This is a genomic window from Rhodoferax sp. PAMC 29310 (assembly GCF_017948265.1).
Classification (GTDB): Bacteria; Pseudomonadota; Gammaproteobacteria; order Burkholderiales; family Burkholderiaceae_C; genus Rhodoferax.
Genome location: NZ_CP072852.1, coordinates 1,139,648 through 1,151,810, shown reverse-complemented (window position 1 = coordinate 1,151,810; position 12,163 = coordinate 1,139,648). Strand labels below are relative to the sequence as shown.

Below are 12,163 nucleotides of genomic sequence, written 5' to 3'. Positions count from 1 at the left end.
TGGGCTCCGCGATGCGGGCGGGCGGTTGTCAGGGGGGCGCGTGCGGGTGCATCAACTCATGTTTCTGGGTAGCCAGAGCACCAGGTCTGGCACAAAGTACGTCAGCAAAACCATCACCAACATAACCAGGAAAAATGGCATTGCCACCCAACCCAGGTACGCCAATTGGCGCTTGGTCAACCCTTGCAGAACAAACAGGTTGAACCCGACCGGCGGCGTGATTTGCGCCATTTCGACGACCAGCACGATGAAGACACCGAACCAGATCAAGTCAAACCCAGCCTTTTCGACCGTGGGCAACAAGACTGACATAGTGAGCACTACCATGGAGATGCCGTCCAGGAAGCAGCCCAGCACAATGAAGAAGCCCACCAACAACACAATCAACATGAGGGGTGACAAGTTCAAGGAGCCCACATATTCCGCCAAGTGGCGCGGCAGCCCGATGAAGCCCATGGCCAGTGTCAGAAACGCAGCGCCAGCCAGAATGAGACCAATCATGCAGTACACGCGGCAGGCGGCCTGCAGCCCTGACTTGAAGGTCTCCCAGGTCAAGGTGCGTTCAATCAGGGACAGCAACAAGGCGCCACCTACGCCCAGCGCTGCCGCTTCGGTGGCGGTCGCAATGCCGGAATAGATTGAACCCAGCACCAAGGCAATCAGCGACACCACCGGAATCAGGTGCCGTGAGGCATAGAGTTTTTGTCCGAATGTGGTGGGTGCGTCCGGTGGCGGGATTTTGTCTTTGTTCAGCAGCGACCAGATCACGATATAGCCACTGAAAAGACAGGCTAAAACGATGCCCGGAATCACCCCGGCGATGAACAGCTTAGCAATGGAGACGTTAGCTGCCACCCCATACACAATCATGATGATGGAGGGGGGAATCAACAGCCCCAAGGTGCTGGCGCCGGCCAGCGTACCAATGGCCAGACTGTCGGGGTAGCCGCGTTTCTTGAGTTCCGGCAAGGCTATCTTCCCGATGGTGGCGCAGGTGGCCGCTGACGAACCAGAGACCGCTGCAAAAATGGCGCTACCGACCACGTTCACATGCAGCAGACGACCGGGCAGGTGGTTCAACCAGGGTGCCAAGCCTTTGAACAGGCCGTCAGACAGCTTGCTGCGAAACAAAATCTCGCCCATCCACAAAAACAAGGGTAGGGCGGTGAGCGTCCAACTGGACGTGGTTCCCCAAATGGTGAGCGACATGGCGTCCCCCACAGGGCGTTGGGTGAACAGCTCCATCGCGATGATGGCCACCCCCAACAAGGACAGTCCAATCCACAGCCCGGAGCCTAAAACAATAAAGAGCGTCAATATCAACGCGCCAGCAATCCAAATATCCATATCGGTCTTTCAGTGTGGGCAGTGGTCTATTCGGCGCGTGCGGCTTCGCCGTCTTGCGCTTCAAAGAAGGGGCGACCCCGGAGGTGGCAGATGAAGGCGTCGGCAAACGCCACCACAAAGCCCAGGCTGCCCAGAACCATCAAAATCTGTGGAATCCAAAGCGGACTTGCATCTGCGGCGGGGGAGACGTCATGAAAGGAGTAGGAAATCCAGGTCATGCGAACGGCATACCAGGCGAAATACGCGCTCAAAAAAGTACCGGCGCCAAGGCACCAGTATTCCAGAATTGATTTGGCCCGTGGTGGCAGCTTTTGCAGCACCATGCTCACCCGGATATGGTCCCCGTGGCGCAGCGTGCCTGGCAGTGCCAAAAACAAGGCGCCAGCGATGGCATACCCGGCATACGCGTCCAAGCCGGGAATGTCCCAGACAAACTCTCGAGCGGCAATGCCCAGCAAGATGACGCCAAAGGCCGACACCATGGACAGGCAGGCACCGAACATCAGCACTTTGTAAATATTGTTGGCGAGTTTATTCATGGAGAGCTTGTGTTGGGGTGGGGGCTGCTCCAGCCCTGTCAGGCTGGCGCAGTGGAGTTGCAGCGTGGCCCTGAATTGGCCCGCTACATCTGATGGCTTACATTTTTTTGTAAGCGTCGATGATCGCCTTACCGTCGGCACCGGCTGCTTTAATCCAGTCTTCGATCATAGTTTCACCGATCTTGTTCAGGCCGAGGCGCACCGTCTCACTTGGCGGAGCGGTGGTCATGCCATTTTTAGCAAGGTCTTTGATGTAAGTGGCATCCTTGTTGCTGCTGGCAGCCCAACCCCTTGCCTCGGCAGCTTTGCCAGCGGCAACCACGGCGTCTTGGGTTGCCTTGTCAAGCGCGTCAAACGCCTTTTTGTTGACTACGGTCGCATTGCGGGGCAACCAGGCATTCACCACGTAGAAGTATTTGGTTTGCTCATACAGCTTGCTGTCCATGCCACTGGCGCTGGAGGTCAAGAAGTTTTCTGCGGCCCCTGTGGCCAAGGCCTGCCCCAGTTCAGCCAGTTGAATCGTCACCGGTTGGGCTTTCACCAGTTGTGCAATTTTGGTGGTTGCGGGGTTGTAGGCACGCATCTTCGTGCCCTTGAAGTCCTCCATGGTGGTGATGGGCTTGACCGAGTACAGCGACTGACCGGGCCATGGCACGGAGAACAAAAGCTTCATGCCCTGCTCGGCCAGCAGTTTTTCAGTGGCAGGCCTGGCGGCGGTGTAGAGCTTTTGAGCCGCGTCATAGCCGGTAGCCAGGAAGGGAATGGAGTCAATGCCGAACAAGGGGTTTTCGTTGGCATAGGCCGATAGAATGAACTCGCCCGCTTGGGTTTGGCCGGTTTGGACCGCGCGTTTGATTTCGGGCATTTTGTACAGCGATGCGCCGGCGTGCACGGTGATCTTCAGTTTGCCGCCGGTGGCTTTGGCCACATCGTCTGCAAATTGCTGCACGTTCTCGGTCTGGAAGGTGTTGGTCGCATAGCCAGTGGGCAAATCCCAAGTGGCTTGTGCGTGAGCCAATGGTGCGGCCAGGGTGGCCGCACAGGCGAGAGTCATGGACAGTTTTTTCATAGGAGCTCCGGGTTGTTCGCGCTCAAAACGAGGCGAGTTGTTGATTCAAAAGATCGGTGATCAGCATCGCCCCAGGGGCATGGGTGATGCAGAACTCAGGACGGGCCTGAACCAGTGCGGCCTGTGGCGTCACGCCGCAGGCCCAGAACACGGGCAGTTCTCCAGCCTCAATGTCCACGGCGTCGCCGTAATCTGGTTTTTGGAGATCGGCAATACCGATCAGGGACGGGTCACCAATGTGCACCGGTGCCCCGTGCACATTGGGGAAGCGGGAAGTGACCTGCACCGCCCGAATGGCATCTTTGGCCAGCATTGGACGCATCGACACCACCATGGGGCCGTGGAACACGCCCGCCGCCTGGGTTTGAAGGTTGGTGCGATACATTGCGACGTTTTTGCCCTGGTCAATATGGCGCAGGCGCAGGCCAGCTTCCAGGAGCGCGAATTCGAACGAGAACGAGCAACCCAGCACAAAGCTCACCAAGTCATCGCGCCACAGAGCGCTGATGTCGCCGATTTCACTCACCATCTCGCCATGCCGCCAGACGCGGTACAACGGCACATCGGTGCGAATATCAATGTCGTGGCCCAGTGTGGGCAACTGCGGTTGGCCCGGCTCGGAAACGGCCAGCACCGGGCAGGGCTTGGGGTTGCGCTGGCAAAAACGCAAGAAGTCACCCGCCTGCGCCTCCGGAAGAATCACCAGGTTGCCCTGAACGTGATCGCTGGCCAGCCCGCTGGTGTGGGACTGCCAGGCGCCCTGGCGAATGAGCTTTCGCACATGGCGGGCGTTGCGCATGCCTTGGGCGCCAAAAACAGTGGTTGCGGATGTCGATGTGGCCTGCACGGATTTCCTTGTTCAGCATGTCATTGTCATGACGATGCCTCATTGTGCGAGCCGTTTACCTGTTCGGCAAACTCAAAAAATACTGGGTTCACCATCGATTTTTTCGATTATTAGGGTTTACCCTTCATTGATTTTTTTGGTGCATGGTATGCACCTTCAGCGAACATCAGGGCCGACTGAACCACCGTTTCCAGCAAGTTACTGGTCGGGTCCGCCCGGTAGCTGGCGTGGATGGGTAGAGACTGCACTGCCACGTCACACGGCAGGATTCTCAGACTGGCAAAGCCTGACAAACGCTCCACGGCGGCTACCGGCAATAAGGCCACACCAAAGCCCCCCTGCACCAACTGAACCATGGCCGAGATTGAAGAGATGGCATGCACCTTTTTGGGTTGGAGGCGATGCTGGCGAAACAGGTCCAGCAAGGTGAGGTTGGGCTGCGAACCTTTTTGAAAGGTCAACAACTCCAGGTCGGCGAGGTCCTCAAGCCGGTATTTTTTCTTCGCGTGGCGCTCGGGGTGGCCCACAAACGCCATATCCATGGGCGTGAGGGCCTGATTGCGCACCCCATCGGCCGAGGAGGGCAGTACCGCAAAGGCCAGGTCCACTGTGCCGCGCTGAATCTGGTCGTTGAGAATCGGCGTGGTTTCCACCGTTAACTCGAGCTCCAGGCAGGGCTGCTCCAGTCGAAGCTGCTCCAGCCAGGGAATCAGCCAAGAATGCAGTACCGACTCAATGGCACCGATGCGCAAGGAAATAGCGGCTGATTCGCCCGAGCCCATTTCCGCTTTCGCGTCGCGTTGCAGCTCCAGCAGTTTGTTGGCGTGCATCAAAAACCGGGCGCCTGCCGCAGTGAGTTTGAATTGTTTGTCGCTGCGGTCCAGCAGCAGCACGCCCAGTTCTTCTTCCAGCTTGGCGATGCGGCTGGACATGGCCGACTGGGTCAGAAACAGTTTTTCCGCCGCACGCGAGATGCTTTTCAGCGACGCAACCCAGTAAAAGGCCTCGACAAAACGAAGGTTCATGGCCGGGCCTGCGCCGCTCAGCTCAGCTTTTTGACCAGAACCTGGCTCTTGCGGTCCCAGTTGTACTTGCGCTTGCGAGCTTCTGGCAGCCAGTCGGGGTCGACCTGTACAAAGCCGCGCTTTCGGAACCAGTGCGTGGTGCGGGTGGTCAGCACAAAAATGCTGTCTAGCTTGTCGGCGCGGGCGCGTTGCTCAATGCGCTTCAACACACGCTCACCGTCGCCTTGGCCTTGCACCTGGGTTGACACCGTCAGCGCTGCCATTTCGGCAGTTTTGGCCTCTGGGTAGGCGTACAGGGCAGCGCAGGCAAAGATCACGCCGTCGTGCTCGATCACCGTATAAAGCCCAATGTCGCGCTCAATCTCGGTGCGGCTGCGTTTGACCAGCGTGCCGTCCTTCTCCAACGGCTCAATCAGTTGCAGGATGCCGCCCACATCGTCCACCGTGGCTTCGCGCAGGCTCTCTAGCTTCTCGTCGACCACCATGGTGCCAATGCCATCGTGCACATACACCTCCAGCAAGATGGAGCCATCAATAGCGAACGGAATGATGTGGCTGCGCTCCACGCCGCCTTTGCAAGCCTTCACGCAGTGCTGCAAGTAAAACGCCGTGTCGGTGGGCTGGTTGGCAGCCGGCAACTCGGACAGCAAACGCTCAGCGACCCCCAGAGACATTTCGGTGTCAATGGGGTTCTCGTCACTTTCAGGCTGGCCGGGCTCGACCCGAATGCCAGGCACCTCGGTCACAAAAATCAATTTGTCAGCCTGCAGCGCGGTGGCCACAGAGGTGGCCACTTCTTCCATGGCCAAATTGAACGCCTCGCCAGTGGGCGAGAAGCCAAACGGCGACAGCAGCACCATGGCGCCCACGTCCAACGTGCGGGTGATGCCTGCAGTATCTACTTTGCGAACCACGCCAGAGTGCTGGAAGTCGATGCCGTCCACGATGCCTACCGGCCGCGCGGTCAAAAAATTGCCAGAAATGACCCGAATCGTCGCGCCCGCCATGGGCGTGTTGGGTAGGCCCTGACTAAAGGCGGCTTCAATCTCGTAGCGCAACTGGCCGGCGGCTTCCTGGGCGCAGTCCAGCGCCACGCCGTCGGTGATGCGCATGCCGTGTGAGTAGCGCGGCGTGTGGCCTTTGGCCGCCAGTTGCTCATTCACCTGCGGGCGAAAACCGTGCACCAACACCACCTTGACGCCCATGCTCTGAATCAGCGCCAAGTCTTGCGCCAAATGGGGCAGTTTGCCCGCCTCAATGGCCTCACCTGCAATGCCCACCACAAAGGTCTGGTTGCGAAATTTGTGGATGTAAGGCGCCACGGAGCGGAACCAAGGCACAAAGGTGAAGTTGAAAACAGAGGACATGCAGGTGCGGTGCGGGTTAGGGGGACGTTGACTGGGATAATCCTCGATTCTCTACGAAGTTAATGCCTTGACAGTACAGCCCTTCCAAATCGACTTCCCCGAATCCTTGCCGGTGTCGGCCAAACGCGACGAGATCATGGCCGCCATGCAGGCGCACCAGGTCATCATCGTGTGCGGGGAGACCGGCTCCGGTAAAACCACCCAGTTGCCCAAGATCGCGCTGGCCATGGGGCGCGGCAAGTGCAATGCCCCGCCCGGGCAGGGCAAACTCATTGGCCACACGCAGCCGCGTCGCATTGCGGCCAGTAGCGTGGCCAAGCGCATTGCCGAGGAGCTGAAAACCCCGCTGGGCGACGTGGTGGGTTTCAAGGTGCGGTTTCAGGACCGGTTGAGCCGCGACAGTTCGGTCAAGCTGATGACGGACGGTATTTTGCTGGCAGAGACGCAAACCGACCCGCTGCTCAAGGCCTACGACACCATCATCATTGACGAGGCCCATGAGCGCAGCCTGAACATTGACTTTCTGCTGGGCTACCTGCGCCAAATTCTGCCGCGCCGCCCGGACCTGAAGGTTGTGGTCACCTCGGCCACCATTGATGCCCAGCGTTTTGCCGACCACTTTGCCTCCCGCCAGGGGCCAGCGCCCATCATCATGGTGTCGGGGCGCATGTTTCCGGTGGAGCAGCGTTATCGCCCGTTTGAAGAATCGCGCGACTACGACCTTAATGCCGCCATTGCCGACGGCGTGGACGAACTTTGGCGCGACGTGCACAACAGCGGCGACATTCTGGTGTTTTTGCCGGGTGAGCGCGAGATTCGCGAAGCCGCCGACCATCTGCGCAAGCACCTGAGCCATCAGCCCCTGTTCCGCAACGCCGAGGTGCTGCCTTTGTTTGCCCGCCTGAGCCAGGCCGAGCAAGACCGAATTTTTGACGGCCACACAGGGCGACGCATTGTGCTGGCCACCAACGTGGCCGAGACCTCGCTCACCGTGCCAGGCATTCGATACGTCATTGACGTAGGCACAGCGCGCATGAAGCGCTACAGTTTCAGGAGCAAGGTGGAGCAGTTGCTGGTGGAGCCCATCAGTCAGTCGTCTGCCAACCAGCGTTCGGGACGCTGCGGCCGGGTGGCCAACGGCATTTGTATTCGCCTGTACGACCAGAAAGACTTTGACGGGCGCCCGCGCTTTACCGACCCCGAGATTCTTCGCAGTTCGCTGGCTGGCGTGATTTTGCGGATGAAGTCGCTCCACATGGGCTTGGTGGAAGACTTCCCCTTCATTGAGAAACCATCCGGCCGCGCCATTGCCGACGGCTACCAACTGCTGGCCGAACTCGGTGCCGTGGACGATGCCAATGAGCTGACCGCTATGGGGCACGAGTTGTCCAAACTGCCGCTGGACCCGCGCGTGGGCCGCATGATTCTGGAAGCCCGCAGCCGCGGCGCACTGGACGAGGTGCTGGTGATTGCCTCGGCACTCTCCGTGCAAGACGTGCGCGACCGGCCCATGGAGGCGCAGCAGCAGGCTGACCAGGCCCATGTCAAGTTTGACGACGAGAAAAGCGAGTTTTCCGGCTACCTGCGCTTGTGGAAATGGATTAACGACGGCAAGGGCGGCACGGGCCAGCACAAGCTGTCTAACCGCCAGTACGAGCAGTTGCTGCGTCAAAACTTTGTCAACATTCGCCGGGTGCGCGAGTGGCGCGATATTCATTCGCAGTTGCACACCGTGGTGGCCGAGCACAATTGGCGGCTCAACACGCTGCCCGCCAGTTATGACGACCTGCACCTGTCCATGTTGTCCGGCTTGCTGGGCAATGTTGGTTTCAAGCTGGAGGGCGATGGCCCGCAAGGCGAATACCTGGGCGCACGTGGCATCAAGTTTTTTGCCCATCCGGGTGCGCATTTGGTCAAGAAGCCAGGCAAATGGATTGTGGCCGCCGAGCTGGTGGAAACCACGCGCCTGTTTGGCCGGGGCATTGCCAACATTGATCCGCAGTGGCTGGAAAAAGTCGGCGCCCACCTGCTGAAGAAGCAGCTGCTGGACCCGCACTGGGAGAAAAAGTCGGCAGAGGTCGTGGCGCTGGAGCGGGCCACGCTGTACGGCATCGTGGTTTACAGCGGTCGGCGCACCAACTATGGCCGGGTCGACATGCCCGGTGCGCGCGAGATTTTCATCCGCGAAGCGCTGGTGGGCGAGCAGTGGGAAACCAAGCTGCCTTTCTTGGCCGCCAACCACAAGCTCATTCGCCAAGTAGAAGACTTGGAGCACAAGGCACGCCGCCAAGACGTGTTGGTGGACGACGAGCTGATTTACGCCTTTTACGACCAGCAACTGCCGGCCGACGTGTGCAGCGGCTACAGCTTTGAGAACTGGTACCGCGAGGCCATCAAGCCAAACCCGGCGCTGCTGCAGCTGACGCGCGAAGAGCTGATGCGCCACGAGGCCGCTGGCATCACCATCCAATCCTTCCCCAAAACCATTCGCCTGGGTGGGGTGGATTGCGCTGCTACCTACCTGCACGAGCCCGGTGACTCCAAAGACGGCCTGACCGTGACTGTGCCGCTGTTTGTGTTGAACCAGGTGAACGAAGAGCGCTGCGAATGGCTGGTGCCCGGCATGCTCAAAGACAAGGTGCAGGCGTTGATCAAGACTCTGCACCAACGGCCCCGTTCGCGCCTCGTGCCCCTGCCAGACACCGCCACCAAAATGGCCGAGACGCTGAACGCGCCCGAGGTGTTTGGCCACGGCTCGCTGCTGGACGCGGTGCTCAAGCTGGTGCGCCTGGCCACCTCGATCGACATTGTTCGCGCCGACATCAAGGCCGACATGCTCAGCCCGCACTTCTTCATGAACTTTAGGGTGGTCGATGAGCATGGCCGCCAACTGGGCACAGGTCGCAATCTGGGCGCGCTGAAGGCAGAGTTGGGTGCCAAGGCCCGCGGCGCCTTCCAGGTGCTGGCTGGGTTGAAGATGGCCAAAGATGCTGCGGCCTTGCCTGTTTTTAGGGAAAATCAGCCTGTAGTCCGCGTCCACAGTGCGAAAGAAGCTATTAAAAGCGTAGTGAAACCTGCTGCGCCGGCTGGCCAGCGTCACACCGCCTGGACCTTTGGTGAGCTGCCAGAGTTGCTGGAAATTCAAAAAAGCGGCCAAACCCTGATTGGTTACCCGGCCCTGATTGACGGTGGCGACGCCGTCACGGTGGAAGTGTTTGACGAACCCGAGGTGGCGGCCACCAAACACCGGGCTGGCTTGCGCCGCCTGTTTTCACTGCAAATCAAGGATGCGCTGAAGTACCTTGAGAAAAACATCCCCGACCTTCAAAAGATGGCAGTGACCTTCATGACCGTGGGCAAGAATGCCGATGGCTCAGGCGGCGGCACGATTGAAGAGTTGCGTGAGCAAATCATCGCAGTCGCCTTGGACCGCGCCTTTCTGCTGGACCCGTTGCCGATCAATGAGTTTGACTTCAAACGCCGGGTAGACGAGGGCAGGGGACGGATGACCCTGATTGCGACCGAAGTGGCCCGCCTAGCCTCCACGATTCTGGCGGAATACGCAACGGCGGCCCGCAAGATCAAAGACACCAAAAACGCACCCGATGCCACGGGCGACGCGGCCCAGCAACTGGCCCGCCTCATGCCCAAACGATTTTTGCTCCAGTCCCCGTGGGGGTCGCTGCAGCACTTTTCCCGCTACCTCAAAGCCATCACCGCGCGGCTGGAAAAATACCGCGCCGACCCGGCACGCGATGCAGCGCGCTTGGCTGAGCTGCGCCCGCTTGAGCAGCGCTACTGGCGTTTGGTGGCCGAGCGCAAAGGCGTCATGGACGACCGCGCCCAAGAGTTCCGCTGGTTGCTGGAAGAGTTGCGCGTCAGCTTCTTCGCCCAGGAGCTGCGCACCCCGCAGCCGGTGAGCGTGAAACGGCTGGAAAAGGCCTGGGTTCAGTTGGGGTAGGAGTTGCTCCCCGGCGAGCAAATAACCTTGCTCTTTTAATGAAATTCGATAAAAATAATTAAATTGCTAAATTATCCAAATCAATTCATATCAAGGAAGATGTGAACCCAACTAAAACGTCAATTATGGCCTGCTTCTCAGGCTTGTTTAAGCCCTCGCTAGCATGAAAAAAGACTCTGCGCAGCCTTCGACAAGTCAAGTCGAATTGACGCTCCTGAACAGGCGTAATGAACAGTTGCTCGCTACCTTGGAGATGAGTGATAGCGGCGTCATTCACGCCGAAGCCAAGGGCGCCGTCACTTACGTGAATCGCACTCTGCTGCAGATGCTCGGCATTGATCCAGACTGGAAATGCCCGCTTACCCTGACCTCAATCGAAAGCCACTTGTGCGCCATGCTTGACGCGGACGAGCCCACTCGCAGACCGATTGATGCCATTCTGGACGAAATGCGTTTTGGCGTGATTGGGCAGATGCGGGGTCTCACCAATGTCATCAAACTGGCCTCACCCAAACCGGCGGTACTCCAGATCAACGCCAGGGTGACTTCAGACGGAGACCTGGTGCTCCATTTTCGAGACATCACCGTTGAATTCGAAGTCGACCGCATGAAAAGTGAGTTTCTCGCGACTGCGGCCCATGAGTTGCGGACACCCCTGTCCAGCATTCTTGGCTTCACTGAGCTGATGATCGACCGGGTCATGGCGCCTGAAAAACAACGTAATCTCCTGCAAACGGTGCATAGGCAGGGGCTTTTGCTTGCCGAATTGATCAATGAGTTGCTGGACCTTTCCAGAATCGAGGCTCGACAGGGAAAAGATTTTCACCGGCAGCAATGCAGGGTGGACAGTATCGTCAGGCAAACCATCAGCGGCTTGCTGATCAAGGGAGACAAGCGACAAGTCTCGGTTAAGTTTGACCATGAAAAACAGCGAATTCTTGTGGACCCCGACAAGACTTCTCAGGCTTTGCTGAACGTGCTCTCGAATGCTTTCAAGTACTCGCCTCAGGGTGGTGCCATCGAACTCGACACCCTGGTCAGGGATCTGGGTGCCGTGCAAGAAGTGGGTATTCGCGTCACGGATCATGGCCTCGGGTTGACGCCAGAAGACGCGGCAAGAGTTTTCAATCGTTTTTTTCGAGTCGATCCCTCTGGCAAAATTCCTGGAACTGGATTGGGAATGAGCCTGGTCAAAGAAATTACTGAATTGCAGGATGGCCATGTGGAGATCGAAAGCCAGCTAGGGCAGGGAACTTCAGTCACCCTTTGGTTTCCAACGGCGTCAGACTTTCTTTTGTCCCAACCGTTTCCCCTTGAGCAAGACTGACCACCCGCATTTTGCGATGTAAATTTGAAATGGAACGATGAGAAAAATTGCAGCAAATGATGCATTGATGACCACCCGAGAGGCCGGTGCAACTCTTGGCGTCGCCGTGCGAACAGTTCAACTTTGGGTCGAATCTGGCGTGCTGCCTGCTTGGCGCACGGCGGGTGGCCACCGCAGAATCGCACGAAGTGCGGTTGAAAAATTGATGTCAGAGCGGGCCTTGGTGCTCGCGCCCGAGCAATCCGCCGGTAGTGAAACCAGCGCAAAGATCCGGCCAACAAAAATCCTGGTTGTGGAGGATGACCCCTCGTTGTTGGAACTGTTCTCGATGGTTATCGACGGTTGGAATTTCCCTGTGGAGCTTATATTGGCCGTCAATGGCTTTGAGGGCCTACTGTGTATCGGCAAAAGACAGCCGGATGTCGTCATTACTGACTTGAGCATGCCAGGCATGGATGGGTTTGAAATGCTTCGTGCACTTAAAAAACCGGGCTCAGGATTTGCTGCCCTCAAGCTGATCGTGGTTTCGGCTTTGGGACTGAGCGACATCAAGGAGCGGGGCGGCTTGCCTGAAGATGTCATCTTTTTTCAAAAGCCGGTAGATTTTCCAAAACTGGAGCAACTGGTCAAGGCTATGCATGTCCAAAGGGCTGGCAAGGGACTAGACAAGCTGTAGTGGCC

The 12,163-nt window shown here is 58.2% G+C and carries 9 protein-coding genes and 1 pseudogene; 4 read left to right on the top strand and 6 right to left on the bottom strand.

Going from position 1 to position 12,163, the window contains the following annotated elements; all coding sequences use genetic code 11:
* Positions 1 to 51: 51 nt before the first annotated feature.
* The 6 genes from J8G15_RS05360 to argA form a co-directional block, all read right to left on the bottom strand.
* The gene (locus tag J8G15_RS05360) at positions 52 to 1,347 is read right to left on the bottom strand and encodes a TRAP transporter large permease (protein WP_210546503.1); all 1,296 of its coding nucleotides are present in this window, start codon (positions 1,345 to 1,347) and stop codon (positions 52 to 54) included.
* 26 nt (positions 1,348 to 1,373) lie between these two features.
* A complete protein-coding gene (locus tag J8G15_RS05355; protein WP_210546502.1) occupies positions 1,374 to 1,886 on the bottom strand; it encodes a TRAP transporter small permease in 513 nt (170 codons plus the stop codon).
* Positions 1,887 to 1,983: 97 nt separating this feature from the next.
* A complete protein-coding gene (locus tag J8G15_RS05350; RefSeq protein WP_210546501.1) occupies positions 1,984 to 2,955 on the bottom strand; it encodes a TRAP transporter substrate-binding protein in 972 nt (323 codons plus the stop codon).
* A 22-nt stretch (positions 2,956 to 2,977) separates the two neighbouring features.
* Positions 2,978 to 3,754 carry a putative hydro-lyase gene (locus J8G15_RS05345; RefSeq protein ID WP_210547477.1) on the bottom strand — a complete coding sequence of 259 codons (777 nt, stop codon included), beginning with the start codon at positions 3,752 to 3,754 and terminating at the stop codon, positions 2,978 to 2,980.
* Positions 3,755 to 3,912: 158 nt separating this feature from the next.
* Complete coding sequence (locus tag J8G15_RS05340) at positions 3,913 to 4,827, bottom strand: LysR family transcriptional regulator (protein ID WP_210546500.1); 915 nt, start codon at positions 4,825 to 4,827, stop codon at positions 3,913 to 3,915.
* A 17-nt stretch (positions 4,828 to 4,844) separates the two neighbouring features.
* Positions 4,845 to 6,194: an amino-acid N-acetyltransferase gene (gene argA, locus J8G15_RS05335; protein ID WP_210546499.1), complete on the bottom strand. Its 1,350-nt coding sequence runs from the start codon at positions 6,192 to 6,194 to the stop codon at positions 4,845 to 4,847.
* Between the two features lie 136 nt (positions 6,195 to 6,330).
* Between argA and hrpA the strand changes: the two genes are divergently transcribed.
* The 4 genes and pseudogenes from hrpA to J8G15_RS05320 all read left to right on the top strand — a co-directional run bounded on the left by hrpA (position 6,331) and on the right by J8G15_RS05320 (position 12,158).
* Positions 6,331 to 10,155: an ATP-dependent RNA helicase HrpA gene (hrpA, locus tag J8G15_RS05330; protein ID WP_240538540.1), complete on the top strand. Its 3,825-nt coding sequence runs from the start codon at positions 6,331 to 6,333 to the stop codon at positions 10,153 to 10,155.
* A 163-nt stretch (positions 10,156 to 10,318) separates the two neighbouring features.
* Positions 10,319 to 11,482 (top strand): ATP-binding protein, encoded by a 1,164-nt coding sequence (locus J8G15_RS05325; protein ID WP_210546498.1) that lies wholly within the window; start codon positions 10,319 to 10,321, stop codon positions 11,480 to 11,482.
* A 37-nt stretch (positions 11,483 to 11,519) separates the two neighbouring features.
* Positions 11,520 to 11,639 (top strand): annotated as a pseudogene (locus J8G15_RS21425) (excisionase); the annotation flags it as partial.
* Between the two features lie 48 nt (positions 11,640 to 11,687).
* The gene (locus J8G15_RS05320; protein WP_240538539.1) at positions 11,688 to 12,158 is read left to right on the top strand and encodes a response regulator; all 471 of its coding nucleotides are present in this window, start codon (positions 11,688 to 11,690) and stop codon (positions 12,156 to 12,158) included.
* The last annotated feature ends 5 nt before the right edge of the window (positions 12,159 to 12,163 follow it).

Coding starts and splice junctions, on each gene's coding strand:
- J8G15_RS05360 (WP_210546503.1), bottom strand. CDS start 1,347: ATGGATATTTGGATTGCTGGCGCGTTGATATTGACGCTCTTTATTGTT.
- J8G15_RS05355 (WP_210546502.1), bottom strand. CDS start 1,886: ATGAATAAACTCGCCAACAATATTTACAAAGTGCTGATGTTCGGTGCC.
- J8G15_RS05350 (WP_210546501.1), bottom strand. CDS start 2,955: ATGAAAAAACTGTCCATGACTCTCGCCTGTGCGGCCACCCTGGCCGCA.
- J8G15_RS05345 (WP_210547477.1), bottom strand. CDS start 3,754: ATGCGCAACGCCCGCCATGTGCGAAAGCTCATTCGCCAGGGCGCCTGG.
- J8G15_RS05340 (WP_210546500.1), bottom strand. CDS start 4,827: ATGAACCTTCGTTTTGTCGAGGCCTTTTACTGGGTTGCGTCGCTGAAA.
- argA (WP_210546499.1), bottom strand. CDS start 6,194: ATGTCCTCTGTTTTCAACTTCACCTTTGTGCCTTGGTTCCGCTCCGTG.
- hrpA (WP_240538540.1), top strand. CDS start 6,331: ATGGCCGCCATGCAGGCGCACCAGGTCATCATCGTGTGCGGGGAGACC.
- J8G15_RS05325 (WP_210546498.1), top strand. CDS start 10,319: ATGAAAAAAGACTCTGCGCAGCCTTCGACAAGTCAAGTCGAATTGACG.
- J8G15_RS05320 (WP_240538539.1), top strand. CDS start 11,688: ATGTCAGAGCGGGCCTTGGTGCTCGCGCCCGAGCAATCCGCCGGTAGT.